Consider the following 24,495-nt stretch of genomic DNA (forward strand, 5'->3'; position numbering starts at 1 on the left):
CGCAGCGGCCCAGCGGTACGGGGAATCCGGCCGGGAGCCCGGCGCGGCAAGCACGGCACCGGGCCGCCAGAGGTTACCGGCGGCACCCGCGACCCTGATCCGGATCGGTCCGACAACAAGGAGCTGAGCACCATGGACCTGCCCGTAGCAGTCGGAGTGGACACCTCCACGGCAAGCGTGGCGGCAGCCGACTGGGCCGCGGCCGAGGCGGCCGTCCGGGATCGTCCGCTGCGCGTCCTGCATGCGCTGCCCCTGATGCCGCATCTGCTGCCGGGCGGGCCGGGCCGGTCGCCGTCGGGCGGCAGTCGTCTGCTCCACGAGATCCAACACATCCTCGCGGTGCGGTACCCGCAGGTGCGCGTGCACGGAGAAGAAGTCCATGACGTCGCCACCGCAGCCTTGGTCGCCGCCGCGGAGGCCGCCGAACTCCTGGTCGTGGCGGAACGCGGGGACGGCGGCTTCCCCGGACTACGGGTCGGATCCACCGCCTTGCACGTGGCCGCGAGGGCCTCCTGCCCGACCGTGCTGCTGCCGACGGAGGCGGCGGACGCGGGCCTGCGCGATCACCTCGTCGTCGCCGTCGACGCCCGCAGCCCGCACGGCGCGGCGCTCGACTTCGCGTTCGAGGCCGCGCGCAGGCATGGCTTGCCGCTCCGGATCCTGCACGTCTTTCCGGCGGCCGGGCCGGTCGGACTCGACGCCGGACGCACGGCGGAGGCCGCGCTGCTCGCCTCCGCCCTCGTCCCGTGGCAGGTTGCCCATCCGGACGTGGAGGTCGCCTGCGACGCCGAGCCCGCCGGGGTGGGGCGGGTACTGGTCGAGGCATCTGCCAAGGCCCGGTTGCTGATCCTCGGGCGACGGGCCGGTGCCACGGCCGGCCGATTGGGCCCCGTCGCCCATGCCGTCCTGCACCACGCGGCGTGCCCGGTCGTCGTGGTGCCGGGCTCCTGAACCCCGAGCCGGGACCTTCGGGCCCGCGGCGAGAGCCGGCCGGCCCCTGGGCCGGGCCGGGCCGGGGACGTGGCAGGAGAGCGCCGATGGACAGCGGCCGCGCGAACCCGCGCCGCGGCCGGTCGAGGCGACGGAGGACACGGCCATGAAGCACTCCGTAGTCCGCGCCGCAGTGCCGCCGGGACCAACCGCCCGCCGAACAAAGGACCTTCGGCCCGAAGGCCTGCCCCGTCCGGCAGGGCTCGCCGCGCCGCCGTCACGGAAAGCTGGGTGACGAGGCGCCGGGAGGACCGGAAACGCCGCACCCGGACGACGAACTGAAAGGTGGTCCACCATGCCCCGCAGCCCGCTGACCGCGAAGAGCGCCGAGCTTGGAAAGAGTTCCGAGCCCGCGCGGACCTCCGTCCCCGCCCCGGTCGTACCACCGGCGGTGGCCGCCGCGGACCGGCCCGTCCCCGGACCGGCTGCCACCGGGGTGGACCGGCTGGTCGCCGGAGCGGTGACCGCCCTTCAGGAGTACGCCTCGTTCACCCAGGAGAAGGTCGACCACATCGTCAGGAAGGCGTCCCTGGCGGCGCTCGCCCAGCACACCGGGCTCGCGGTGCTGGCGGTGGAGGAGACCGGGCGCGGGGTGTTCGAGGACAAGGCGGTGAAGAACGTCTTCGCCTGCGAGAACGTCACCCACGTGATGGCCGCTGTGCGGACGGTGGGGGTGGTGCGGCGGGACGAGATCGACGGGATCGTGGAGATCGCCGAGCCGGTCGGCGTGGTCGCCGGCGTCACCCCGGTGACGAATCCGACCTCGACCACGATCTTCAAGTGCCTGCTGGCCCTGAAGACCCGCAACCCGATCGTCTTCGCCTTCCACCCCGCGGCGCAGCGCTGCTCCGCCGAGGCGGCCCGGATCGTACGGGACGCGGCGGTGGCGGCCGGGGCTCCGGCGCACTGCATCCAGTGGATCGAGCGGCCGTCGATGCCGGCCACCGAGGCCCTGATGAACCATCCGGACGTTGCCACGATTCTCGCCACCGGCGGCAACGCGATGGTCCGGGCCGCGTACTCGTGCGGCAAGCCCGCCCTCGGTGTCGGTGCGGGCAACGTGCCCGCCTATGTCGAGCGGACCGCCGACCTCAGGCAGGCGGTCAACGACATCGTGCTGTCCAAGTCCTTCGACAACGGCATGATCTGCGCCTCCGAGCAGGCCGTCATCCTGGACGCGGAGATCCGCGACGCGGCGATCGCCGAGTTCCGCGGTCTGAAGGCCCACCTCTCCACGGCGGAGGAGAAGGCGCTGCTGGAGCGGCACCTGTTCGGCGTCGGCGACGGTGCCTCCTGCACCGGCGACCGCCTGAACGCCGCGGTGGTGGGCCGTTCCGCCGTACAGATCGCCGCGGCAGCCGGGTTCACCGTGCCCGCCGACACCTCCGTCATCCTGGTGGAGACGGAGGAGGTCGGACCGTCCGAGCCGCTGACGCGCGAGAAGCTCTGCCCGGTGCTGGCGGTGCTGACCGCCGACTCACGCCGACGCGGAATCGAACTCGCGGCCGCCATGGTGGAGTTCAACGGTCTCGGGCACTCCGCAGCGGTGCACACCCAGGACGAGGCGTTCGTCGAGGAGTTCGGGCACGCGGTGAAGGCGTGTCGGATCATCTGGAACGCACCCAGCTCCCAGGGCGGGATCGGCGACGTCTACAACGCCTTCATGCCCTCGCTCACGCTCGGCTGCGGTTCCTACGGCCACAACTCGGTGGCCGGCAACGTCTCGGCGCTGAACCTCGTCAACATCAAGCGGATCGGGCGGCGCAACACCAACATGCAGTGGTTCAAGGTCCCGCCGAAGATCTACTTCGAACGCAACTCCGTCAAGTACCTGGCCAGCATGCCGAACGCCCACCGGATCGTCGTCGTCACCGACCGGACCATGGTCGAGGTCGGCCACCTGGAGCGGATCCGCGCGATCCTGGACCGGCGGCGCGCGCCGGTCGAGGTCCGGGTCGTCGACTTCGTCGAGCCCAACCCGAGCATCGACACCGTGCGCAAGGGCGCGGAACTGATGCGCGACTTCCGGCCCGACACCATCATCGCGCTGGGCGGCGGCTCGCCGATGGACGCCGCCAAGGTGATGTGGCTGATGTACGAGCACCCGGAGGTGGACTTCGCCGACCTGAAGGAGAAGTTCTTCGACATCCGCAAGCGCGCGTTCACCTTTCCCGACCTCGGCGAGAAGGCCAAGCTGGTCTGCGTCCCGACCACCTCGGGCACCGGCAGCGAGGTCACGCCGTTCGCGGTCATCACCGACAGCGCCACCGGCCAGAAGTACCCGCTCGCCGACTACGCCCTCACCCCGAGTGTCGCCATCTGCGACCCGGCACTCACCACCCACCTGCCGGCCGCGGTCACCGCGGACACCGGCTTCGACGCCCTCACCCACTGCATCGAGACCTATGTCTCGGTCTACGCGAACGACTTCACCGACGGCCTGGCGCTGCAGGGCATCCGGCTGATCTTCGAGAACCTGGAACGGGCCGTCACCGACGGGCCGAACGACCCGGTCGCCCGGGAGAAGATGCACAACGCCGGCACCATCGCCGGGATGGCCTTCGGCTCCGCCTTCCTGGGCGTCGTCCACGCCATGGCCCACACCCTGGGCGGCACCTTCCACCTCGCCCACGGTCGCACCAACGCGCTGCTCCTGCCGCACGTGATCCGCTACAACGGCGGGACGCCGGCGAAGGTCACCGGCTGGCCCAAGTACCGGAGCTACATCGCCCCGGAGCGCTACCAGGCCGTCGCCCGGACGCTCGGCCTGCCCGCCGACACCCCCGAGCAGGGCGTCGAGGCACTGGCACAGGCCGTCGAGGGACTGCGCGACCGGGTCGGCATCCCCCGCTCGTTCAAGGAGGCGGGAGTGGACGAGGCAGCTTTCCTGGCAGCCCTTCCGCAGCAGGCGATGAACGCCTACGAGGACCAGTGCGCCCCGGCCAATCCCCGGATGCCGATGCTCGACGACATGCGGCAGCTGATGCGTCAGGCCTACTACGGCCACCGGATCTGAGCACCGACGGCCCCACCCGGGGCCGCCCCGGCCGTGCGAACCACCGGCCGGACCAGCGAGGTGCCGAGGGCACCGAAAGGGGAACAGCCACCATGACCACCGAGCAGTCGGAGACGACCGCCGGCAGTTCCTGGGCCGGATTCAAGGGCGGCCTGTGGCGCGACGCGATCGACGTCCGCGACTTCATCCAGCACAACTACACCCCGTACGAGGGCGACGGCGGCTTCCTGACCGGCCCCACCGAACGCACCACTGCGGTCTGGAAGAAGATCACCGACCGCTTCCCCGAGGAGCGGGCCAAGGGCGTGTACGACGTCGCCCACGACATCCCCTCCACCATCACCGCGCACGCCCCCGGCTGGATCGACCGTGACCGCGAACTGGTCGTCGGCCTGCAGACCGACGCCCCGCTGAAGCGCGCGATCATGCCCAACGGCGGCTGGCGGATGGTGGCCGGAGCCCTGGAGACCTACGGCTACCCGGTCTCCGCCGAACTGGCGACCGTCTTCACCACGTACCGCAAGACCCACAACGCGGGCGTTTTCGACGCCTACACCCCCGAGATCCTTGCCGCCCGCCGGGCCGGGATCATCACCGGCCTGCCGGACGCCTACGGCCGCGGCCGGATCATCGGCGACTACCGCCGGGTCGCGCTCTACGGCGTGGACCGGCTGATTGCCGCGAAGCGCGCGGAGAAGGCGGAGCTGGACGCCGCGCCGGCGGACCCGGGCCGGCTGGAGGCCGTCATCCGGGACCGCGAGGAACTCGCCGAGCAGATCAGGGCCCTGCAGGAACTCAAGGAGATGGCCTGCGCCTACGGCTACGACATCTCCGGCCCGGCAAGGACCGGTCGGGAGGCCGTTCAGTGGCTGTACTTCGCCTACCTGGCGGCGGTGAAGGAGCAGAACGGTGCGGCCATGTCGCTCGGCCGGACCTCCACCTTCCTCGACGTCTACCTCCAACGGGACATCACCGAGGGCCGGCTGACCGAGAGCGGCGCCCAGGAACTGGTCGACGACTTCGTCATCAAGCTTCGGATCGTCCGCTTCCTGCGCACCCCCGAGTACGACCAGTTGTTCTCGGGCGACCCGACCTGGGTCACCGAGTCGATCGGCGGCATCGGCCAGGACGGGCGCCCGCTGGTCACCCGCACCTCCTTCCGTTACCTGCAGACCCTGTACAACCTGGGCCCGGCGCCCGAGCCGAACATGACCGTCTTCTGGTCGCCGCGACTCCCGCGTGGATTCAAGGAGTTCTGCGCAAAGGCGTCGATCGACACCTCCAGCATCCAGTACGAGTCGGACGAGCTGATGCGCCCGCGGTTCGGCGACGACACCGCCATCGCCTGCTGCGTGTCGGCGATGGCCGTCGGTCGGCAGATGCAGTTCTTCGGCGCCCGGGTGAACCTCGCCAAGACCCTGCTCTACGCGGTCAACGGCGGCCGGGACGAGATCTCCGGCGCCCAGGTCGGCCCGGACACCGGTGCGCTCACCTCGGACGTGCTCGACTACGAGGAGGTGCTGGAGAAGCTCGACCGGCAGATGGACTGGCTGGCCGAGACGTACGTCCACGCCCTCAACGTGATCCACTACATGCACGACAGGTACGCGTACGAGCGCCTGGAGATGGCGCTGCACGACCGCGACGTGCGCAGGACCATGGCCTGCGGCATTGCCGGCCTCGCGGTCGCGGCCGATTCCCTCGCCGCCATCCGGTACGCACGGGTCACGCCGGTGCGCGACGCGACGGGCCTGGCGACCGACTACCTGATCGACGGCGGGTTCCCCGCCTACGGGAACAACGACGACCGCGCGGACTCGATCGCGGTCCAGCTGGTCGAGCGGTTCATGGCGAAAGTCCGCAGACACCCCACGTACCGGGGGGCCGAACACACGCAGTCCGTCCTGACCATCACCTCCAACGTCGTCTATGGCAAGAAGACCGGCAACACCCCTGACGGGCGCCGGTCCGGCGAACCCTTCTCACCCGGTGCCAACCCGATGAACGGGCGCGACCGGCACGGCTACGTGACCAGCGCACTCTCGGTCGCCAAGTTGCCGTACGAGCATGCCCAGGACGGCATCTCGCTGACCAACACCGTCACCCCCGAGGCGCTCGGCCGCACCCCGCAGGAGCGGATCGCCAACCTGGCCGGTGTCCTGGACGGTTTTACGGCGGTGGGCGGATTCCACATGAACGTCAACGTGCTCGACCGCGTCACCCTGCTGGACGCGATGGAGCACCCGGAGAAGTACCCGCAACTGACCATCCGGGTCAGCGGCTACGCCGTCAACTTCGTCCGGCTGACCCGCGAGCAGCAGCTCGACGTGGTCAACCGCACCTTCCACGGCTCGCTGTAGCCGGCCCAGGAGGACTCCCCATGACTGTCACGCTCGGCACCGCCGTCCCGGTCGGGCCGCCCCCGGCCCGCACCGGCTCGGTGCACTCCTGGGACGTGTCCACCGGCGTGGACGGCCCCGGCACCCGGTTCGTGGTCTTCCTGGCCGGGTGCCCGCTGACCTGCCTCTACTGCCACAACCCCGACACCTGGCGGATGCTGGACGGCACCCGCACCGGCGTCGACGCCGTGGTCGCCGAGGCCACCCGGCACGCCGCCTTCATCCACGCGGCCGGCGGCGGGGCGACCCTCACGGGCGGCGAGCCGCTGCTCCAACCCGCCTTCTGCACCGCACTGTTCGAACGCTTCAAGCACCAGCTCGGGCTGCACACGGCGCTGGACACCTCCGGCTTCCTCGGCGCCCGGGCGGACGACCGGCTGCTGGCCGACGTCGACCTCGTCCTGCTCGACATCAAGTCCTGGGACCGCGACCTCTACCTGCGCCTCACGGGGCAGCACCTGGGACCCACCCTTGACTTTGCCCGCCGGCTGGCCGACCTCGGCAAAGAGGTGTGGGTCCGCTTCGTGCTCGTCCCCGGACTGACCGACGGGCCGGCGAACGTCGAGGGCGTCGCGCAGTTCGCCGCCTCGCTCGGCAACGTCTCGCGGGTGGACGTCCTGCCCTTCCACACGCTGGGCGCCGCCAAGTACCGGGCCCGGGGAAGTCGCTTCCCGCTCGAAGGCACCCCGTCGCCGAGCGCTGAGCAGCTGGAAGCAGCCCGGTCGGTGTTCGCCGGCCACGGACTGCTCACGGTGTGAAGCCCCGGGCCGGGCGAGTCCGGCGCGTTCTCGACGGGCGCCCCGGCGGCGGCGAGCCGGGCCGTCCGGCGGATCGGCCCTGAGCTCGTCCCATACACGTGGGTGGGCCCGCCGACCACCAGGAGATCTGCGCTGCCGGTGACCTCCGGTCCCGCACCGGCCTCCGGGACGCAATGGACGACAGCGTCGGGCCGGGCGCCCCGCAGACCTTCGGCGATCGCCTCGGCGACGGTCCGGGTGCCGTACATGCTCTCGTACACGATCACCGCCTGCACGACTGCTCACCTCTCCGGTGATCCGTGGAGACCGACGAGGACCGGTCCGTCCGCGATGTCCTCCACCGGTCAGGTGCCGGCGCTGCGCACCACGACGACGGGACAGGCTGCGTGTTCCACACAGTGCCGGCTCACCGAGCCCAGGAGGGTCCCGGTGAAGCCTCCCAGCCCCCTGGACCCGACCACCAGGAGGTGTGCCCCGCGGGCGGCCTTCAGCAGGACGTCCGCCGGGTGGCCGTACTCGGTGCGCTGCCGGACCGGGGGCCGGGTGTCGTCCTGCTCCTGCTTCACGGTGTCGGCCAGTGCCAGCCGGGCAGCCTCCTCGATCTCCGGTCCCGGGACGGACAGCCCCCAGCCGCTCATCGGCGGGTAGTCCCAGGCGGCGACCGCTTCGACCGAGGCTTCCTCCAGCCGTGCCTGTCTCCGGGCCCAGCGGAGCGCCTCCCGGGAGGAGGGCGATCCGTCGACGCCGACGACGATGACGGGGTGCGGGCTCTCAGGCGTGGTTGCCATGACGGACCTCCGTGCTCCGGCGTTGCTTCGAGTGGATGACGGGGGAGACCGGTTCGGGTGCCGGCCCCGTCCGGTCGGTGACCGAGACGACGCCGTCCACGGACCGGCACAGACGCAGCACGACGGGTACGAGGTAGGGCGGCGCGATCGTGCCGCTCAGCACGACCCGGCCTTGCGCGACCTCCACACCGACGGCTGCCGGGCTCACCCCCTCCACGTGGCTGAGCACCTCCTCGACGACGTCCTGCCTGATGGCCCGGTCGTCCCGGAGGAACACCTTGAGGAGGTCGCCGCGGCTCACCAGGCCGGCGAGCCGGCCCTCCTCGTCCACCACCGGCAGTCGTTTGATGTGCCGGCCGGACATCAGGCGGGCAGCGGCCACCACGGTGGACCCGGGTTCGACGCACACGGCGGGGCTGGTCATCAACTGCTGTGCGGTGGCTGCCCCGGCCCTGCCCGGCCCTGCGGCCGGCGGTGGTTGCAGGCCGACGGGGTCCTCCTGGGCCGACTGGGTGCGCAGGAGGTCCGCCTCCGAGACGATGCCCACCGGCCGGTCGTCCTCGTCCACGACCGGCACGGCGGTGATGCCGTACTCCTGGAGGAGCTCGACGATCGCGCGGAATCCCGTCGCCGGCGCGACGCGGACGACGTCGCGGGTCATCACGTCCCGGACGGTGCGGTGCGTCAGCACGACGCCTCCCCGGCGGCCGAGGCAGCCCGGTGGTCCGTCAGGTCGAGGGTCTCGTCGACCGGGCGGCGCGGGGTGGCGGGTCCGGGCGGGCCGTATCCGAGGCGCAGTACGAGCTGCACGTGGCCGACCCCCTCGGCCGGGTCCCGCAGGCCCCAGCGGGTGTCCGGCCACTCGACGGCCTGGTGCAGGACGGAGGCGCGCAGGCCGCGGGTCGTCGCCAGCAGCCAGACCCGTTGCATGGCCTGGCCGGCGCGGAGCCAGTCGGCGGGTGTGTCGCCGTGGGTGGTGAGGACGGCCAGCTGGGGGAGCGCCTCGAAGCGTTCGGGCGGCGTGGTGGGAAGGGTCCGGCGGGTGAAGCCGCGCATGGGCACCCGGGCGTCGTGGTCCCGCGGGCCGAGCGCCGCCGCGGGTATCCCGTCCGCGGCCTGTTCCTCCAGCCTCAGCCAGCTGCGGGTCTCGGCCATCCGCGCCAGGTCGGCGCCGGTGCGGCGCTCGGCGTCGGTGGTCAGGGCGAGCACGCGGCGCACCCCGTCCTCCTCCAAGGGGGACAGCACCGCTCCTTCGCCGGAGGCCGCCGCCGTCAGCTCGCCCAGGACGGCCTCGGGCACGTCGCGGTTGCTGAAAGGGCGGCGGCTGGAGTGGCGGTACCGGATCGCTTCGAAGAGGTCCGGTCCGAACGGCGGCGCCGACGGTGCGGGGCGGGAGAGACGGATCTCGGCCGCAAGGTCCGCTTCGCCCGGGTCGGGGAGCAACGCCACCTCCGGGTCCCGTCCGAGCCGCAGTGCCGCGAGCCGCAGGTTGAACAGCGCCGCGCCCACCGAGATGTGCAGCGCCCGGCCGTCCGGGTCGGTCAGCGGCACGGCCCGGGAGCGGTCGAGGTACACCCGCAGCCCGGACGAGTCGGGTGCGGGGGCGAAGCGCCACGGCTGGCTGTTGTGCAGCGAGGGCGCCGCGCCGGCGGCGGAGGCCAGGAACCGCAGCTGGGTCAGGGTCAGTGCCGGCTCGTTCATGATGGACCGCTCCCTGGTGCGACTCGTTTCGTCAACGGTGGGCGGCCGGCCCGGCGTCATGAGCGGAGGCCGGGCTCGAAGGCCGCGGTGTCGTTCTCGCCCGCGCGCAGCAGCTGGTGACCGAGGTCGACCAGGGCCCGCCCCGCCGCGAACTCGTCGCCGATCTCGGGGACGTCCGGGTCGTTCGGGCTGCGCCGAGCGGTGGCGCGACTTCGGAGGGCGTTGTCGCCGGTGTCGAGGACGGCGTGCACGGTGGTGAGGCCGCCCTCCTCGAACAACTGCAGGTGCAGCGTCCACTGCTTGGTCCGGTGCTGCTCGATGCTGCCGGTGGCGGTCATGGCCGGGACATCCTTCCGGTCGGTCGTCCAGACCGGTCGCGGGGGCGTCGGCACCCGTCTTCTCGTCCGGTCCCGCTTTCATCCTGCTTCGCGTTCGGATCGCGGGCATGGGCCCTCCGGCCCTGAACACCCGCCGGACGGCCCAGGCCGGGACGTGGCGGGGGAAGCTGCGCCGGTCATCCGGCACTGTCGCGGAGCACGACGACCGGGCACGTCGCGTGCTGTGCGCAGTACTGGCACACGGACCCGAGCAGGGCGGCGCCGAACCCGCCGGGGCCCCGGTTGCCCACCACGAGCAGGTCGGCCTCCCGCGAGCGCTCGACCAGCACCTCGGCGGCGTTCCCCGGCACGGCTGTCGTGCGGACCTCCGCCGGCCGGACCCCGCCGAAGGCGCGGGCGACCACTTGGTCCAGCACCTTCCCTGCGGCGCGGCCGAGCTCGCGGTCCACCGACATCGGCGCCCGCCCGTACACCGTCGGCAAGGTCCAGCAGATCACCGCGTCCACCGGATCACCGGTCAGGCGTGCCTGGCCGACGGCCCACCGCAGGGCCTGTTCGGAGGAGGGAGAGCCGTCCACGCCGACCACGATCCGCTTGCCCGCCGGTGTCACCCTGTGCATCGCGCTACCTCGTTCTCGGCCGCGGCGGGGCGGACCGGCCGCCGCGGCCGCGGGACGGTCCGCCAGGCCGGCCGGGGCCGTTGCCGTCCCGGGACCTTCAGGCGGTCGGCACGGTGGCCCCGGCCTGCGACGCCGTCGAGGGATGCTCGATGGCCTGGTGGACGGAGACCACGCCGTCGACCGACGCGCAGAGGCGCTCGACGACGGGGATCAGGCCGGCGTCCTCGATCCGCCCGGCCAGGGTCACGACACCGTCCCGGACGGTGACCCGTACCGCTCCTGGAGCGAGGCGCAGGGTCCGGTCGAGGATGTCGCGGTCGATCTCCTCACGGAGGGCCGTGTCGTGCCGGAGGAAGAGCCGCAGGAGGTCGGAGCGGCTGACGATGCCGGTGAGCCGCCCGGCCTCGTCGACGACCGGGAGGCGCTTGACCCGCTCGCGGTCCATGGTCCGGGCAGCCTCGACGATGCTCCATCCGGGGCGCGCGCAGACCGCCGGGCTGGTCATCAGGCCCTCCGCGGTCTCGGCCACGGTCCCGGCGCTGCCACGGGAATCCTCCGGGAGGCTGACGGAGTGGCCCTGCGGGTCGGGGAGGTGCGCCTGCCGTCGGAGCAGGTCCGCCTCCGAGACGACCCCGAGCGGGTGGTCCCGGTCGTCGACCACGGGGACGGCGGCGATGCCGTTCCGCTCGAAGATCTCGGCGATCTCCTTGAAAGGGGTGCCGGGCCGTGCGGTGACGACCCCGGGGGTCATCACGTCGCGGACGGTGCGGTGCTGCATGGTCCTCACTCCTTCGCCGGGGGTCCTCCTGCTCTCACACTGTCCGCCTGCCGCGCCGCCCCGGACAGGGCCGTTCGGGCCCCGGGCGGCGGGCCGGCGGTCACCGAACGGCCCTGTCCGGGACGGCGCTCAGCGCCTGCCGGCCCGGTCCTGGCACCGTGCGACCTGCTTCGTGATCTGCGCCGCGAGGCGCGACGCGGCCAGCTCGACCGGGGCCGACAGGCCCGTTCCCGGGGAGCAGTCGGCCCCTTCCACGGCGTAGACGACCAGGCGGCGCGGCAGGCGGTCCAGTTCGCGGGCCAGTTCCACGGCGTCTCCGAGGCCGAGCCCGTGGGAGCTGGTCGCGCGGTCGGCCGCCGCGATCCGTCCGTCGTCCATCACGAGGCGGTGCACCCGGCCGGGCTGCCCGGGGTGGGTGTGGGCGGCGTCCACGACGATCGCGAGGTCCGCGCCGTCCCAGTGGGAGATGAGCCTCGCGGGGTCGCCGTCGCACAACACCAGCGACGTCCGGCCCGGCAGCGGGCGCTTCCGGGCCCGTTCCGCCAGCCTGGTGACGACCGCCCATCCGACACCGTCGTCCCGCCGGTACTCGTTGCCGACACCGATGACGATGACGCGGGCAGGGATGTTCACCTCATCCGCTCTTCCCGCGCGTGGCGGCCCCGAGCCGCGGTGGGCCCCGGCTGGGCCCGCACGAGGTCGGCAGAGAGCCACCTGGAGCACACCGGACCCGGCTTCCGCTGCCCGGGCGCGCTTGGCTCCCCATACTGGGCAGCGGGGGCATCGGCCTGGGAGGTTGAGTGGCGACGGACGCCGGCGGCTCCGCGGTGATCGACAAGGACGGCCTGGACGCGTTGGTCGCGGTCCTCGCCGGCCGTGGCCGCACGGTCATCGGCCCGATCGTGCGGGACGGGGCGATCGTGCTGGCGGAACTCGGCTCCGGCGCTGACCTGCCCTACGGCTGGGGGGTCGAGCTGGAGGCCGGGACGTACCGGCTGCGGGCCCGCGAGGACGGCGCCGCCTTCGCGCACAGCGCGGGGCCGCAGTCCTGGAAGACCTTCCTGCATCCGCCCCGGGTACGCGAGTGGAGCGCCGACCGTAGCGCCGACGGCGACCTCGTCGTCACCGAGGAGACCGGCACACCTCCGGCGTACGCCTTCCTCGGGGTACGCCCCTGTGACCTGCGGGCCATCGCGATCCAGGACCGGGTCCTCACGGGGGGCAGGCACGCCGACCAGGGCTACCGCGGGCGCCGCGAGCGGGCCTTCCTGGTGGCGGTGGAGTGTACGGACCCGGGTGCCACCTGCTTCTGCGTGTCGATGGGCACGGGCCCGGCCGCGGGACCCGGATTCGACCTGGCCCTGACCGAGGTGCTGGACGCCGGGGGCCACCGCTTCCTGGTGCGCGCGGGGAGCGAGGAGGGCGAGTCGGTGCTGGCCGATCTTCCCCGGAGCCCGGCCGATCCCGCGACCCGGGAGGCGGCCCACGAGCGCGTGGCCGGGGCGGCGGACCGGATGGGCCGCAGCATGCCGCCGGTGGACCTGCGGACCCTGATGCGCGAGACCCTCACGGCCGGCCGCTGGGACGACGTCGCGGCCCGCTGCCTGACCTGCGGCAACTGCACCATGGTGTGTCCGACCTGCTTCTGCACCAGCACCGAGGACGTCACGGACCTGACCGGTGACCACGCCGAGCGGTGGCGGCACTGGGAGTCGTGCTTCGACCTCGACTTCTCCCACCTCCCGGGCGGCTCCGTCCGGGAGTCGCCGCGCAGCCGGTACCGCCAGTGGGCCACCCACAAGCTCGGCACCTGGTTCGACCAGTTCGGCAGCTCGGGCTGTGTCGGTTGCGGGCGCTGCATCGTGTGGTGCCCGGTCGGCATCGACATCACCGAGGAGGCGCACGCGCTCCACCAGGAGCGGGAGAGCCGGGCCGCCCGCCCGCCGGGGCCGGAGAGCCCGGCATGACCACCTCGCAGCACGGCTTCCTCGGCGGATTGCCACCCGCTCACCGGGACAGGCTCACCGCGTTCGCCCAGGAGGTCGAGATCTCCGCGGGTGCCCGGATCTTCGAGGAGGGCGGGGCGGCGGACCGGTTCTGGATCATCCGCTCGGGGGGCGCGGCACTGGACGTCCACGTCCCGGGCCGGCCGCCACCCGTCGTGGAAACCCTCGGCGAAGGCGATCTTCTCGGCTGGTCCTGGCTGTTCGAGCCCTACCGGTGGCACCTGGGTGCCCAGGCCCGTGGCAGGCTGCGGGCCGACGAGTTCGACGCGTCGCGCGTCCGTGCCGCGTGCGGGCAGGACCCCGCGTTCGGCCTGGCGGTGACCGGCGCCGTGGCGGCGGTGATCGCCCGTCGGCTGAAGGCCACCCGCACCCGCCTGCTCGACCTCTACGGGCCACCCGGCGGCGGGGCCGGCGGGGGTGACGGATGACGACACCTCATGCGGTCGCGCACTCCGCCGCGCTGCCGGTGCCCCACCGGGTCGTGACCCGCGCGGCCGAGGCGCCCGGCGTCGCCACGATCGTGCTGGAGCCCGTCCGATCGGCGCTACCGCCTTTCGTGCCCGGCCAGTTCGCCATGGTGTACGCGTTCGGCGTCGGTGACATCCCGCTGTCGGTGAGCGGGATCGACGGCGACCGGCTGACGCACACCGTCCGCAGCGTCGGTGCGGTCTCGGCCGCCCTGCAGGGGCTGGAGGCCGGCGCCACCGTGGGCGTTCGTGGCCCGTTCGGTACGGGCTGGGGGCTGCCGGCCGCGGCCGGGCGCGACCTGCTGGTCGTGGCGGGCGGCATCGGCCTGGCACCGCTGCGCCCACTGGTACGCGCCGCTCTCGCCGCACCGGGGGAGTACGGTCGGCTGAACGTCCTGATCGGCTCCCGCACGCCGCAGGACCTGCTCTACGCCCCGGAGACCCGAGGATGGGCGCCGCGGGCCCGTGTGCTGGTCACCGTCGACCGGCCCGACGGGCGATGGCGCGGTGACGTCGGTGTCGTCACCGCCCTGCTCGACCGCGCCGCCTTCGACCCGGGGACGGCGGCGGCCTTCGTCTGCGGTCCCGAGCCGATGATCCGCGCCACTGCGGCCGAGCTGGTGCACCGCGGCGCCGATCCCGGCCGGATCATGGTCTCGCTGGAGCGGACCATGCACTGCGCCACCGGCCACTGCGGGCACTGCCAGCTCGGGCCTCTCCTGCTCTGCCGCGACGGCCCCGTGGTCAGCTGGACCACCGCCGAACCACTCCTTCTGGTCAGGGAGTTGTGAGATGAATGCCGAGCCCCGCCGGCGCCCCAGGCTCGCGGTCTGGAAGTTCGCCTCCTGCGACGGCTGCCAGCTCACCCTGCTGGACTGCGAGGACGAACTGCTCGGCCTCGCCGAGCAGGTGGAGATCGCGCACTTCCTGGAGGCCTCCAGCGCGAGCGAGCCGGGCCCGTACGACCTGTCCCTGGTCGAGGGATCGGTGACCACCGCGCAGGACGTCGAGCGGATCCACCACATCCGCGCCGTCTCCCGTCGCCTGGTGACCATCGGTGCCTGCGCCACCGCCGGCGGCGTCCAGGCGCTGCGCAACTACGCCGACGTGGCCGAGTTCCAGGCCGCCGTCTACGCCCGCCCCGACTACGTCGCGACGCTCGCCACCTCCACCCCGATCAGCGCCCACGTCCCCGTCGACTTCGAACTGCGCGGCTGCCCGATCGACCGCCGCCAGCTCCTGGAGGTCATCACCGCCCACCTGGCCGGGCGCCGACCGGCCGTCCCCGCGCACAGCGTCTGCTTCGAGTGCAAGCAGCGCGGCACGGTCTGTGTCACGGTCGCCCACGGCACCCCCTGCCTCGGCCCGGTCACCCACGCCGGCTGCGGCGCCATCTGCCCCGCCTACGGGCGTGGCTGCTACGGCTGCTTCGGCCCCGGCGACTCCACCAACTTCCCCGCCTTCGTCCCGCTGCTGCGCCGGGACGGGATGGACACCCTCGACGTGGTGCGGGTCCTGCGCACCTTCAACACCGCCGCGCCCGAGTTCGACGCGGCCTCCCGCAAGGAGCTGGACCGGTGACCCATCGCGGCTCCAGGGTGCTGCACGTCGGATCGCTCTCCCGGGTCGAGGGCGAGGGCTCCCTCCAGCTGCGGATCCGGGGCGACGAGGTCACCGAGGCGCGGCTGGCCATCTACGAGCCCCCGCGGTTCTTCGAGGCCTTCCTGCGGGGACGCTCCTACACCGAACCGCCCGACATCACCTCCCGGATCTGCGGGATCTGCCCGGTCGCCTACCAGCTGAGTGCCTGCCGCGCGATCGAGGACGCCTGCGGCGTCACCGTGGACGGCCAACTGGCCGCCCTGCGCCGGCTGGTCTACTGCGGCGAATGGATCGAGAGCCACACCCTGCACGTCCACCTGCTCCACGCGCCCGACTTCCACGGCTGCGCGAACGTCGTCGAACTGGCCCGGTCCAGGCGGGCCGACGTCGAGCGGGGACTGCGGCTCAAACAGGCGGGAAACGCGATCATCGAACTGCTCGGCGGCCGGGCCGTCCACCCGGTCAACGTCCGCCTGGGCGGCTTCCACCGGGTGCCCAGCAGGTCCGAACTGCGGCCCCTGGAAGAACAGTTGCGCAGGGCACGGGAGGATGCCGCGCTCACCGTGCGCTGGGTGGCCGGCTTCGACTTCCCCGAGGCCGGGTGCGACCACGACCTGCTCGCCCTGGCCGAACCCGACCGGTACGCGATCGAGTCGGGCACGCCGACCGTCATGCCCGCCCCGCACACCGCCGGACTGCCCGCCACCAGCCGGCGCGCACTGCCCACCCGTACCTTCGGCGTCCGCGAGTTCGGCGACCACGTCGTCGAGAGCCAGGTCCCGCACTCCACCGCCCTGAATGCCCGGCTCGACGGCCGCCGCCACCTGACCGGCCCGCTCGCCCGGTACGCGATCAACGGCCGCCTGCTGTCCCCGATCGCCCTCCAGGCGGCCCAGGACGCCGGGCTCGGCGACCCGCGGCAGGGCGACGTCTGCCGCAACCCCTACCGCAGCATCGTCGTCCGGGCGGTCGAGGTGCTCCACGCGGTCGACGAGGCGCTGCGCCTCATCGACGCCTACGAACCCCCGCCGAGTCCCTACCTCGACGTACCACCGCGCGCCGGGACCGGGCACGGGGCGACCGAGGCGCCGCGCGGCCTGCTCCACCACCGCTACACCCTCGACGCCCAGGGAACCGTCACGGACGCCGTCCTGGTCCCGCCGACCGCGCAGAACCAGGACGCGATCGAGGAGGACCTCCGTCGCACCGTGCAGGAACAGCTGCGGTCGGGCGATCCCACCGATGCCGAGCTGACCGCGCTGTGCGAGCGGGCCGTCCGTAACCACGATCCGTGCATCTCGTGTTCCACCCACTTCCTCGACCTCACGGTCGACCGGGCCGGGGGCGGCGACTGACCGTCCCGCGCCAAGCCCGGCCTGCCCGGTCAGGGTGGCCGGCGCCCGTGCTCGGCGGCCACCTGACGGGCATGGGAGACGATCTCCTCCGCGGTGTGCTCGGTGACGCCGAGCACGTGCTGGAGCCGGTGGGCGCTCCAGCCGTGCCGTGCCGGCAGGACCGCGACCGGGTGGTGCGCCGACACCGCGACGGGGGCGTGCGCCGGAGCGGGGCCCGTGCCCGCCGGCTCCGCGGGAGCGGCCGGACGACGGCGCACCAGAGCCCTCCGCAGCTCGTCCGCGCCCCAGACGATGAACTTGCGGATGTTGTCGTACGTCCGCCGGCCGGCCTCGACGGCCGCGACGATGGTGGCGAAGTTGTCGTCGGTGAGCACCATGGTGGCGGACTCACGGGCGACATCGGTGCCGGACCGGCCCATGGCGACGCCGATGTCAGCGCGCCGCAGGGCGGGTGCGTCGTTCACCCCGTCGCCGGTCATCGCGACCGTGTGGCCCTCGGCACGCCGCCGGACAGCAGCCGGGCGTCGGTGGAGATCCGCTCGCCCTCCTCGACCACCAGCACGTCCCCGGGGACGAGCGACGTGGCCGGTACTTCCCGTCGCACCCCGTCGCGGATCACGGTCGCCCGTTCCGGGAGGAAGGCGGCCAGCGCCTCCACGGCCTTCTCGGCCTGCTGCTCCTGCGCGAAGGCGAGCGCGGCGTTCAGCAGGATCACGGCCACGATCGCCACCGCGAGGGCAGGCGCCCCGCTGACGGCGGCGAGGACCGCCGCGAGTGCCAGGAGCAGGGCGAGCGGGTGCGTGAACTGCTGTGCGAGTTCGCGGGGCCACCGCCGCCCGCCGCGCTGAGTCGGTGTGTTGGGGCCGTACACGGCCTGGCGGCGGTTCGCCTCGCGATCGGCCAGGCCGTGCGCCGAGGTGCGCAGGTCCCGGAAGAGGAGGGCGATCGGCTCACGTGGATCCGGCGCGTCCTGGCCGCCCGGCGGCTGGTCCGTCGTCTGCCGCAGGATCCGGGACCGTCGATCCTCATCCCTGCGGTTCGGCGGCCGGCCGGGGCACCGTGACGATCGGACAGTGGGCGTGGTGCAGCAGGCCGTGCGGCACGGAGCCGAGGCGCATGCCGGTGAATCCGCCGCCTCCGCGGCGCCCCACCACGACGGCGAGCGCGTGCTCCGAGGCCTTGGCCAGCTCCTCCACGGGATGGCCGTGGACCACTTCATGGGTCAGCCTCACGTCGGGGTACCTGCCGGCCCGGCCGGCGGTGGTCTCGGTCAGCAGCCGCCGGGGCTCCTGATCGGCCCGGAGGTCGTCGGTCCGGCCGAAGGGCTGTGACTGCCGGACCCAGATGGCACGCAGGGCGGCTCCGCGCCGGGCCGCCAGGTCGAAGGCGACGTCGACGGCGGCGGCCGACGAGGGGCTGCCGTCCACTCCCACCACGAGGTGGAGCGGGTCCTGGGTGACGTGCTCCGGCTCGCGCACGACCACCACCGGGCAGGTGGCCTGGGCACTGACCGGGACGGTCACCGACGAGGCGCTGAGGAACTCTTCGGCACGGGTCAGCCTGCGGGAGCCCAGTACGACGAGTTCCGCCCGCGCGGACTCCAGGCACAGGACCTGGCCCGGATTGCCGTCCACCAGGGCGGTGGCCAGCTCCAGCCGGGGGTGTCGCTCGCCCGCGAGCGCCGCGGCCTCGTCGAGAACCGCACGTCCGTCGGCGCGGAGTTCCTCGCGGTAGCTCTTTTCGAAGCCGTGACGGTCGGAGCCCGTCTCCGGTACGGCATGGACCAGCAGGAGGGGCAGTCGTCGGCGGTCCGCCTCGTCGGCGGCCCATGTCGCGGCGAGCCGACCGGGCCCTCCGGCGTCCAGGCCGAGGACGACCGGGCGGCGTTTGCTCGCGGGTGCCATGGCTCCTCCACCGGGGATCGCGGGGCGGCCCGCCGAATTCGGGGCCCTGTTCGTACGGTAGGCACGGCCCGCGCCCCGGGGCAGGGCCGAGTGGCCCCGCCAAGGGGGCGAGCGGCCCTGGCTGGGAACCCCTGCGCGGGCCCACGCTGGAGCTGTCGGCCGAGAACCGGCCGCAAGACCCTGTCCGCCCCCTGCAGGAGGGCCGCCATGAAGAAGCAGAGGATCCTCGTGGCCTACGGAAGCAAGCACGGCGCCACCGGCGGCATCGCCGACGAGATCGGCCGCACCTTGGAGCAGGACGGGTTCGAGACCGAGGTCCGTCCCGCCTCCGAGGTCCAGGACGTGACCCGGTTCGACGCCGTCGTGCTCGGCAGCTCGCTCTACGCGGGCCGCTGGCAGCGCGACGCCCTGAGGTGCGCCAGCCGCAACGCCGACGCACTGGTCCACCGCCCGGTCTGGCTGTTCAGCAGCGGCCCGGTGGACAGTTCCGCCGAGCAGCACGAGATCCCGCCGGTGCCCGCCGCGGCGAAGACGATGGAACACCTGCACGCCCGCGGGCATGCCACCTTCGGCGGCAGTCTCACGACCGAGACCCCCGGCTGGATCGCCCACACCCTGGTCAAGCACGGCAAGGGCGGCGACTTCCGGAATCCCGAACGTATCCGGACCTGGGCCCACCGGATCGGGAGCGAGCTGCGCTCCCAGGAACCGGAATAGGGCCGGGGGAGACGTGCGTCCCGTGCCCGCCCCGGTGCCGGCGATCGAGATCAGTTCGCTGACCAAGCGCTACGGACCGACCGTAGGTGTCGAGCGGCTCGACCTCACCGTGGCCGCGGGCGAGGTCTTCGGCTTCCTCGGACCGAACGGGGCCGGCAAGACCACCACGCTGCGCTGTCTCATCGGCCTGCTGCGGCCCACCGAGGGGCAGGTCCGGGCATTGGGCCTGGACCCCGTCGCCGACCACCGGCGACTCGCCCCCGCGCTCGGTTACCTGCCCGGGGAGCTGCGTCTCTACCCGGAACTGACCGGACACCAGACCCTTCGGCTGCTCGCCGATCTGCAGGGTGCCCCGACACCCCGCCGCGCGGAGCTCTGTGAGCGCCTCGCCCTGCCGGATTCCGTGCTGGGCCGTACCGTGCGGGAGTACTCGCGCGGCATGAAGCAGAAACTCGGCCTGGTGCAGGCACTCCAGCACGACCCGGACCTCGTGGTGCTGGACGAGCCGACGGAGGGCCTCGACCCGCTGGTCCAGGAGACCTTCTTCGAACTGTTGGCCGAGGCACGGGCGGCCGGTCGTACCGTCCTGCTCTCCAGCCACGTCCTGCCCGAGGTGCAGCGGACCTGCGGCCGGGTGGCGATCGTCCGGGACGGGAAGCTGGTGACGGTGGAGAGCGTCGCGGCCCTGCGCGAGGCGCGGGCCAGGAGAATCCGGTTGACCTTCGCCGACGGCCTCGGGCAGCGCCCGCTCGGCGAGGCGGAGCGCTGGTCGCCGCGTTGGGACGGTGACCAGGTCGAACTCCTGGTGCCGCCCCGCCGGGTGGTGGACGCGCTGCGCGGCCTGCTGGCCCTCCCCGTGGCCGACCTGGCGGTGGAGGAAGCCGGCCTGGAGGAGGCGTTCCTCGACCTCTACCGGCAGGCCGATCCGGGGCCACCGCCGTGAGCAGCCGCTTCCCGCTGTTCGGGCTGGCCCTGTACCGGCGCCGGCGGATGCTCGTCGCCCTGGTCCTGGGCATGGTCGTCTTCGAGACCCTCATCGTGGTCATCGCCGACACGCTCCCGCCGGCCCAGCTCTTCGCGGGCGGCGGGCGCACGCCGCCGAGCGCGTTCCGGGCGTTCAGTGGTTCCAGCGGTGACGTCTCGATCGCCAGCTACCCCGGGCTGCTCGGCGCCGGGCTCACCCACCCCTTCTGGATCGCGATCCAGCTGACCGCCGTCGGCGCGCTGACGGCGGCGGCCGTCGCGGCCGACGTCGAGTCCGGGACGATCGAGCTCCTGATGGCCCGGCCGGTCTCCCGCAACCGGCTGCTGGCCGAACGAACGGCGGCCGTGGCGGCCGCCTCGGTGGTGCTCAACCTCGCGGCGACGTCCACCGTGGCGATCGGGGTCGCCCTGTCACCCCAACTGCACCGGGCCGTGCCCGTCAGCGGCGTGTTCGCGGCCGGGCTGCGCCTTCACCCTGTGTCTCACCGGCCCGGCACTGGCGGTGTCCGCGGCGGGCCGCAGCCGCTCCCAGGTGGTCGGTGCCACGATCGCGTTCGGCGCGGTCGGGTTCGCGCTGAACTTCGTCGCGCTCGCCTGGTCGAAGGCCGCGCCGTTGCGCTTCCTCAGCCCGTTCCACTACTACACGCCGGGCGACGCGCTCGCCCATGGCGCCGTCCCGTGGTTGTCCGCGGGCGTGCTCGTCGCCGTGGGTCTGGCCGGGGTCGCGGCGGCCTTCGGGCTCCTGGCCCGCCGGGACCTCGCCCCGTGACCCGCCGGGTGTCGTCGGCGCCGATCCGCGGCGGCCGGGGCCGGGGGTGGCGGACGGCCGGGCTCAGAGGGCGAAGCGGTGGCTCCTGCCGGGCCGGACGATCGTCGACGAGCCCCGGAAGCCGACCCGGACCGGTTCCTGGCGGCTCTCGCGAAGGCTGACCTCGACGGAGCGCCGGTCGACCGAGAGGGCGATGCCCCAGTGGCCGCGGTAGCGGAGATCGAGGTTCACCCGGCCGATCGCCGAAGGCAGCCGGGGATCGAGCCAGATCGTGTCCTGGCGGATCTCCAGGCCGGTGTAGCAGCGCTGCAGCAGGTCCACGGTGCCCGCCATGGCACCGAGGTGGATGCCCTCGGCCGTGGTCCCGCCCTGCACGTCCGTGAGATCGCCGTCGAGGGCGTCGCGGAAGAACCTCCAGGAGGCGCGGCGGTCGCTGCGGGTGAGTACCCAGGCGTGCACGACCGCGCTCAGCGTCGAGCCGTGGACGGTGCGCCGCAGGTAGTGGTCGGTCGTGCGGTGCAGCAGCTCGTGGCCGGCCGGATACCCGAGCCGGCGCAGGAGGCCGCGCACCTCGTGCGCGGAGAACAGGTAGAACAGCATCAGGACGTCGGCCTGCTTCGACGCCTTGTAGCGGTTCACCGTGTCCCCCTCGGCCTCCAGGATCCGGTCCAGCCGGCGCAGGTCGGGGTAGCGCCGGCGGTAGTCCGCCCAGTCGAGTTCGGCGAGGCGTTCGTAGCCGTCGAACTGGCTGAGCACGCCGTCGTGGAAGGGTACGTGCAGGCGGCGGCTGACCTCCTGCCAGCGGTCGAGTTCGCCCTGGCCGAGCCCGAGCCGCTCCAGGAGTTCGTCGCGCCGGTAGTCGGGCAGCGCTTCCACGGCGTCGAGGGCGCGGGCCAGCACCCAGGAGGCCAGCACGTTGGTGTAGGCGTTGTCGTCCAGCCCCGGCCGGTCGGACCAGGGGTAGCCGTCGTGGTACTCGTCCGGCCCGAGGACGCCGCGGATCGAGTACCGCCCGCGGCGCGGGTCGTACACCGCGGACGAGGACCAGAAGCGGGCGATCTCCAACAGCATCTCGGCGCCGGTGCCGGCGAGGAAGTCCAGGTCGCCGGTGGCCTGGTAGTGCTGCCAGACGTTGTAGGCGACGGCGGAGCCGACGTGGCGCTGGAGGTTGCTCCGGTCGGGGAGCCAGCGCCCGGAGAGCGGGTTCAGGTGCAGTTGCTGGGACTCCTCCCGGCCGTCGGAGGCGCTCTGCCACGGGTACATCGCGCCGCGCAGGCCCACGGCGCGGGCGGCCTGCCGGGCGGCGTCGAGCCGGCGGTGGCGGTAGCGCAGCACGGCCCGGGCCAGCTCGGGGAACCGCAGGTTGAGCAGTTGGAGGACGAACAGCTCGTCCCAGAAGACGTGCCCGCGGTAGGCCTCGCCGTGCAGGCCGCGCGCCGGGACGCCGACGTCGAGGTCGACGGAGTGCTCGGAGTAGGTCTGCAGCAGGTGGAACAGGTGCAGGCGTACGGTCCCGATGCCGTCGAAGTCCGCGTCGATCCGGCAGCGGCGCCACAGTTCCGTCCAGCGCAGGGCGTGGTCACGGGCGAGGTCACCGAAGCCTGGTGCCTGCTGCACCGCCGTGCGGGCCGCGCGCAGCGGCGCGCCGGTCGCGGGGTCGCGGGAGGTGTACACCGAAACCGTCTTCTCGACGGTGACCGGTGATCCCTGTACCGCTTCCAGCGCGAGGACCTGGGCCGCCCAGCCCGCTCGGACCTCGTCGGTGCGGGCTGCCGGGAGCGTGGTGCCCGCCCGGTGCGCGCGGGTCCGGGTGGCGAGCGCGATGCGCAGCGGCGATCCGGTGGCGGCCACCTGGAGCCACAGCGTGCCGTCGGGGTCCACGCCCTGCCCGTCCGGGACGAGGTGACGGCTGGTCAGCCCCCGGTAGCGTGCGACGCCGGTGTTGGACACGTCCCCGTCGAGCGCGGAGCGGACCTCCAGCCGGCCGGACCAGTTCTCGGGGACCAGCTCCGTCTCCAGCGCGAGCAGGTGCGGCTGGGCCTGGCTGGCGATCCGGCGCTGCGTCAGCCTGGTCCGGCGGCCGTCCCGGTCGACGACCAGCGCCCGCCGGGTCAGCACGCCGGCGCGCAGATCGAGCTCCAGGGTCTCGGCGGAGGCCGGCCCGGCGAACCACTCGCCGTCCTCCGCGCGGAACGTGAGGGGGAGCCAGTTCGGGCAGTTGACCAGGTCCTCGTTCTCGACGGTGCGCCCGCCGACGACGGACACCGCGCGGTCGTAGCAGCCGGCCAGGTAGGTACCGGGGTAGTGGACGCCGTCCGCGCGGCTCTCGGGCGCGGCCGCGCGGCTGACCAGGTACCCGTTGCCGACCGCGCAGAGCACCTCGCGGACGCCCTCCTCGGCCGGGTCGAAACCCTGGTAGCGGAGTCGCCAGGGATCGGGTGGTGCGGAGCCCCGGGCGGGTACGGGTCCGTGCCTCACGATGTGTCGTCGGAGGGCGTTGTCCCGGCGGTCCGGATGACGCGTCCGGTGATCTTGCCCGGGCGGATCCGCACCCAGATGTCGCGCCGCCCGCCCACCCAGGGCTGGGGATCGGCGTGCTTGCCGAACCATTCGATGGCATCCGCCTCGGTGACCTGATGGGCCGGGCCGGTGACGAGGACGCTCCAGCCGACGCCGAACGCCTCGTCGAGCTGGTCGACCTCGAAGGCGACCTGCTTGCCCACCGCGGCGGCGGCGCCGCTCTGCGGTGCTGTGCGGTAGAGCACGGTGCCGTCCAGGACGCGGTAGTTGACCGGCAGGACCTCTGGACCGTCGGGCGTTGACAGGGCGACCCGGCCGACGCCACCTGGTCCCATTTTCGCCCAGCACTCCCAGGGCTGCAGCTCCTCGACCACCGGCCGGAGGGCCGGCGTGGCCTGTCCGGGGGGCGAGTCGAGTCCGCCGCCGAGCAGATGCCGGACCGAGGTGCCGAGGGCGCCCGCCAGCGCCGTGATCGTCTCCAGGTCGACGGCGGCCGGCTGCGACTCCAGGTATTCGAGGTAGCTGACGTCCATCCTGGCCCGCACCGCCACCTGCTCGCGTGTGAGCCCCAGCTGCTCACGGCGGTGTGCGACGCGACGGCCGACATCGCCGGGGTGAGCGGTGTGTCCGTGGGCGCGATCACGGTCCGTCGTGTTCATGAACATCGTCCCTCTCCTGACACAGAGACCCGTTTCCGACCGACGGCCTCCAGGCGTCGCCCCCGCGTCATCATCGTCAGCCGGGCTGAGGACCTGGCGATAGGGCCGTTCGGGTCCCGAAGGC

General features: G+C 73.2%; 24 protein-coding genes and 1 pseudogene. 12 read left to right on the plus strand and 13 right to left on the minus strand.

Annotation, left to right across the window (positions count from 1 at the left end):
* Positions 1 to 132: 132 nt before the first annotated feature.
* The 4 genes from IE329_RS01500 to pflA all read left to right on the plus strand — a co-directional run bounded on the left by IE329_RS01500 (position 133) and on the right by pflA (position 7,163).
* On the plus strand, positions 133 to 951 hold the full coding sequence (locus tag IE329_RS01500) for a universal stress protein (RefSeq protein ID WP_190208887.1): 819 nt from the start codon (positions 133 to 135) through the stop codon (positions 949 to 951).
* Positions 952 to 1,285: 334 nt separating this feature from the next.
* Positions 1,286 to 4,006 (plus strand): bifunctional acetaldehyde-CoA/alcohol dehydrogenase, encoded by a 2,721-nt coding sequence (adhE, locus tag IE329_RS01505; protein WP_190208888.1) that lies wholly within the window; start codon positions 1,286 to 1,288, stop codon positions 4,004 to 4,006.
* A 92-nt stretch (positions 4,007 to 4,098) separates the two neighbouring features.
* Positions 4,099 to 6,366, plus strand: a complete 2,268-nt coding sequence (gene pflB, locus IE329_RS01510; protein WP_190208889.1) for a formate C-acetyltransferase — start codon at positions 4,099 to 4,101, stop codon at positions 6,364 to 6,366.
* Positions 6,367 to 6,386: 20 nt separating this feature from the next.
* Positions 6,387 to 7,163, plus strand: coding sequence for a pyruvate formate-lyase-activating protein (pflA, locus tag IE329_RS01515; RefSeq protein WP_190208890.1), 777 nt, complete (start codon positions 6,387 to 6,389; stop codon positions 7,161 to 7,163).
* 344 nt (positions 7,164 to 7,507) lie between these two features.
* Here the strand turns inward: pflA and IE329_RS01520 are convergent, their stop codons facing one another.
* From IE329_RS01520 to IE329_RS01550, 7 genes are all read right to left on the minus strand, one after another.
* On the minus strand, positions 7,508 to 7,951 hold the full coding sequence (locus IE329_RS01520) for a universal stress protein (RefSeq protein ID WP_190208891.1): 444 nt from the start codon (positions 7,949 to 7,951) through the stop codon (positions 7,508 to 7,510).
* The gene (locus tag IE329_RS01525; protein ID WP_308438320.1) at positions 7,935 to 8,642 is read right to left on the minus strand and encodes a CBS domain-containing protein; all 708 of its coding nucleotides are present in this window, start codon (positions 8,640 to 8,642) and stop codon (positions 7,935 to 7,937) included. Before IE329_RS01525 ends, IE329_RS01520 begins: the two co-directional genes overlap by 17 nt.
* Entirely contained in the window at positions 8,636 to 9,652 is a 1,017-nt protein-coding gene (locus IE329_RS01530) for an Acg family FMN-binding oxidoreductase (RefSeq protein ID WP_190208892.1), read from the minus strand. Before IE329_RS01530 ends, IE329_RS01525 begins: the two co-directional genes overlap by 7 nt.
* Positions 9,653 to 9,708: 56 nt before the next feature.
* Positions 9,709 to 9,990, minus strand: a complete 282-nt coding sequence (locus tag IE329_RS01535; protein WP_190208893.1) for a dsRBD fold-containing protein — start codon at positions 9,988 to 9,990, stop codon at positions 9,709 to 9,711.
* A gap of 176 nt (positions 9,991 to 10,166) precedes the next feature.
* Positions 10,167 to 10,610 (minus strand): universal stress protein, encoded by a 444-nt coding sequence (locus IE329_RS01540; RefSeq protein ID WP_190208894.1) that lies wholly within the window; start codon positions 10,608 to 10,610, stop codon positions 10,167 to 10,169.
* A gap of 97 nt (positions 10,611 to 10,707) precedes the next feature.
* The gene (locus IE329_RS01545; RefSeq protein WP_190208895.1) at positions 10,708 to 11,388 is read right to left on the minus strand and encodes a CBS domain-containing protein; all 681 of its coding nucleotides are present in this window, start codon (positions 11,386 to 11,388) and stop codon (positions 10,708 to 10,710) included.
* A 129-nt stretch (positions 11,389 to 11,517) separates the two neighbouring features.
* Positions 11,518 to 12,021 carry a hydrogenase maturation protease gene (locus IE329_RS01550; protein ID WP_190208896.1) on the minus strand — a complete coding sequence of 168 codons (504 nt, stop codon included), beginning with the start codon at positions 12,019 to 12,021 and terminating at the stop codon, positions 11,518 to 11,520.
* Positions 12,022 to 12,188: 167 nt separating this feature from the next.
* Here IE329_RS01550 and IE329_RS01555 point away from each other — a divergent pair, with 167 nt between their 5' ends.
* Genes IE329_RS01555 through IE329_RS01575 form a run of 5 tightly spaced genes read left to right on the plus strand, consistent with a single transcriptional unit; the run spans position 12,189 to position 16,818 of the window.
* Positions 12,189 to 13,355 (plus strand): 4Fe-4S dicluster domain-containing protein, encoded by a 1,167-nt coding sequence (locus tag IE329_RS01555; protein WP_229927078.1) that lies wholly within the window; start codon positions 12,189 to 12,191, stop codon positions 13,353 to 13,355.
* Complete coding sequence (locus IE329_RS01560; protein WP_190208897.1) at positions 13,352 to 13,822, plus strand: cyclic nucleotide-binding domain-containing protein; 471 nt, start codon at positions 13,352 to 13,354, stop codon at positions 13,820 to 13,822. The genes IE329_RS01555 and IE329_RS01560 overlap by 4 nt, the downstream gene beginning before the upstream one ends.
* Complete coding sequence (locus IE329_RS01565) at positions 13,819 to 14,652, plus strand: FAD/NAD(P)-binding protein (protein ID WP_190208898.1); 834 nt, start codon at positions 13,819 to 13,821, stop codon at positions 14,650 to 14,652. The genes IE329_RS01560 and IE329_RS01565 overlap by 4 nt, the downstream gene beginning before the upstream one ends.
* Position 14,653: 1 nt before the next feature.
* Entirely contained in the window at positions 14,654 to 15,442 is a 789-nt protein-coding gene (locus IE329_RS01570; protein WP_190208899.1) for an NADH-quinone oxidoreductase subunit B family protein, read from the plus strand.
* Complete coding sequence (locus tag IE329_RS01575) at positions 15,439 to 16,818, plus strand: Ni/Fe hydrogenase subunit alpha (protein ID WP_190208900.1); 1,380 nt, start codon at positions 15,439 to 15,441, stop codon at positions 16,816 to 16,818. Before IE329_RS01570 ends, IE329_RS01575 begins: the two co-directional genes overlap by 4 nt.
* A 284-nt stretch (positions 16,819 to 17,102) precedes the next feature.
* On the opposite strand, the pseudogene IE329_RS01580 reads toward IE329_RS01575, so the two are convergent.
* The 3 genes and pseudogenes from IE329_RS01580 to IE329_RS01590 form a co-directional block, all read right to left on the minus strand.
* Positions 17,103 to 17,321, minus strand: a pseudogene (locus IE329_RS01580) (HAD-IC family P-type ATPase); the annotation flags it as partial.
* Positions 17,294 to 17,827 (minus strand): cation-transporting P-type ATPase, encoded by a 534-nt coding sequence (locus tag IE329_RS01585; protein WP_229927103.1) that lies wholly within the window; start codon positions 17,825 to 17,827, stop codon positions 17,294 to 17,296. The gene IE329_RS01585 and the pseudogene IE329_RS01580, both read right to left, overlap by 28 nt.
* A 16-nt stretch (positions 17,828 to 17,843) precedes the next feature.
* Entirely contained in the window at positions 17,844 to 18,722 is an 879-nt protein-coding gene (locus IE329_RS01590; RefSeq protein ID WP_190208901.1) for a universal stress protein, read from the minus strand.
* Between the two features lie 207 nt (positions 18,723 to 18,929).
* On the opposite strand from IE329_RS01590, the gene IE329_RS01595 reads away from it, so the two are divergent.
* Both IE329_RS01595 and IE329_RS01600 read left to right on the plus strand, forming a co-directional pair.
* Positions 18,930 to 19,439, plus strand: a complete 510-nt coding sequence (locus IE329_RS01595) for a flavodoxin domain-containing protein (protein ID WP_190208902.1) — start codon at positions 18,930 to 18,932, stop codon at positions 19,437 to 19,439.
* Between the two features lie 22 nt (positions 19,440 to 19,461).
* On the plus strand, positions 19,462 to 20,382 hold the full coding sequence (locus IE329_RS01600; RefSeq protein WP_229927079.1) for an ABC transporter ATP-binding protein: 921 nt from the start codon (positions 19,462 to 19,464) through the stop codon (positions 20,380 to 20,382).
* 208 nt (positions 20,383 to 20,590) lie between these two features.
* Here the strand turns inward: IE329_RS01600 and IE329_RS40220 are convergent, their stop codons facing one another.
* Positions 20,591 to 20,794, minus strand: coding sequence for a hypothetical protein (locus IE329_RS40220; protein ID WP_229927080.1), 204 nt, complete (start codon positions 20,792 to 20,794; stop codon positions 20,591 to 20,593).
* 161 nt (positions 20,795 to 20,955) lie between these two features.
* Here IE329_RS40220 and IE329_RS40225 point away from each other — a divergent pair, with 161 nt between their 5' ends.
* Positions 20,956 to 21,192 (plus strand): hypothetical protein, encoded by a 237-nt coding sequence (locus IE329_RS40225; RefSeq protein ID WP_229927081.1) that lies wholly within the window; start codon positions 20,956 to 20,958, stop codon positions 21,190 to 21,192.
* Between the two features lie 63 nt (positions 21,193 to 21,255).
* Here IE329_RS40225 and IE329_RS01610 read toward each other — a convergent pair whose 3' ends face one another.
* Positions 21,256 to 23,670, minus strand: a complete 2,415-nt coding sequence (locus IE329_RS01610; RefSeq protein WP_190209028.1) for a glycoside hydrolase family 65 protein — start codon at positions 23,668 to 23,670, stop codon at positions 21,256 to 21,258.
* Positions 23,667 to 24,377 (minus strand): pyridoxamine 5'-phosphate oxidase family protein, encoded by a 711-nt coding sequence (locus IE329_RS01615; protein WP_190208904.1) that lies wholly within the window; start codon positions 24,375 to 24,377, stop codon positions 23,667 to 23,669. Before IE329_RS01615 ends, IE329_RS01610 begins: the two co-directional genes overlap by 4 nt.
* Positions 24,378 to 24,495: the final 118 nt, after the last annotated feature.

Origin of the sequence: Kitasatospora indigofera (assembly GCF_014655955.1) — a bacterium.
GTDB classification, from domain to species: Bacteria; Actinomycetota; Actinomycetes; order Streptomycetales; family Streptomycetaceae; genus Kitasatospora; species Kitasatospora indigofera.

Bases quoted from the DNA above. Each gene is read 5' to 3' on its own strand.
- IE329_RS01595 (WP_190208902.1), top strand. From the start codon at position 18,930: ATGAAGAAGCAGAGGATCCTCGTGGCCTACGGAAGCAAGCACGGCGCC.
- IE329_RS01570 (WP_190208899.1), top strand. From the start codon at position 14,654: ATGAATGCCGAGCCCCGCCGGCGCCCCAGGCTCGCGGTCTGGAAGTTC.
- IE329_RS01545 (WP_190208895.1), bottom strand. From the start codon at position 11,388: ATGCAGCACCGCACCGTCCGCGACGTGATGACCCCCGGGGTCGTCACC.
- IE329_RS01530 (WP_190208892.1), bottom strand. From the start codon at position 9,652: ATGAACGAGCCGGCACTGACCCTGACCCAGCTGCGGTTCCTGGCCTCC.
- IE329_RS01540 (WP_190208894.1), bottom strand. From the start codon at position 10,610: ATGCACAGGGTGACACCGGCGGGCAAGCGGATCGTGGTCGGCGTGGAC.
- IE329_RS01560 (WP_190208897.1), top strand. From the start codon at position 13,352: ATGACCACCTCGCAGCACGGCTTCCTCGGCGGATTGCCACCCGCTCAC.
- IE329_RS01565 (WP_190208898.1), top strand. From the start codon at position 13,819: ATGACGACACCTCATGCGGTCGCGCACTCCGCCGCGCTGCCGGTGCCC.
- IE329_RS01500 (WP_190208887.1), top strand. From the start codon at position 133: ATGGACCTGCCCGTAGCAGTCGGAGTGGACACCTCCACGGCAAGCGTG.
- pflA (WP_190208890.1), top strand. From the start codon at position 6,387: ATGACTGTCACGCTCGGCACCGCCGTCCCGGTCGGGCCGCCCCCGGCC.
- IE329_RS01520 (WP_190208891.1), bottom strand. From the start codon at position 7,951: ATGGCAACCACGCCTGAGAGCCCGCACCCCGTCATCGTCGTCGGCGTC.
- IE329_RS01590 (WP_190208901.1), bottom strand. From the start codon at position 18,722: ATGGCACCCGCGAGCAAACGCCGCCCGGTCGTCCTCGGCCTGGACGCC.
- adhE (WP_190208888.1), top strand. From the start codon at position 1,286: ATGCCCCGCAGCCCGCTGACCGCGAAGAGCGCCGAGCTTGGAAAGAGT.
- IE329_RS01535 (WP_190208893.1), bottom strand. From the start codon at position 9,990: ATGACCGCCACCGGCAGCATCGAGCAGCACCGGACCAAGCAGTGGACG.
- IE329_RS01615 (WP_190208904.1), bottom strand. From the start codon at position 24,377: ATGTTCATGAACACGACGGACCGTGATCGCGCCCACGGACACACCGCT.
- pflB (WP_190208889.1), top strand. From the start codon at position 4,099: ATGACCACCGAGCAGTCGGAGACGACCGCCGGCAGTTCCTGGGCCGGA.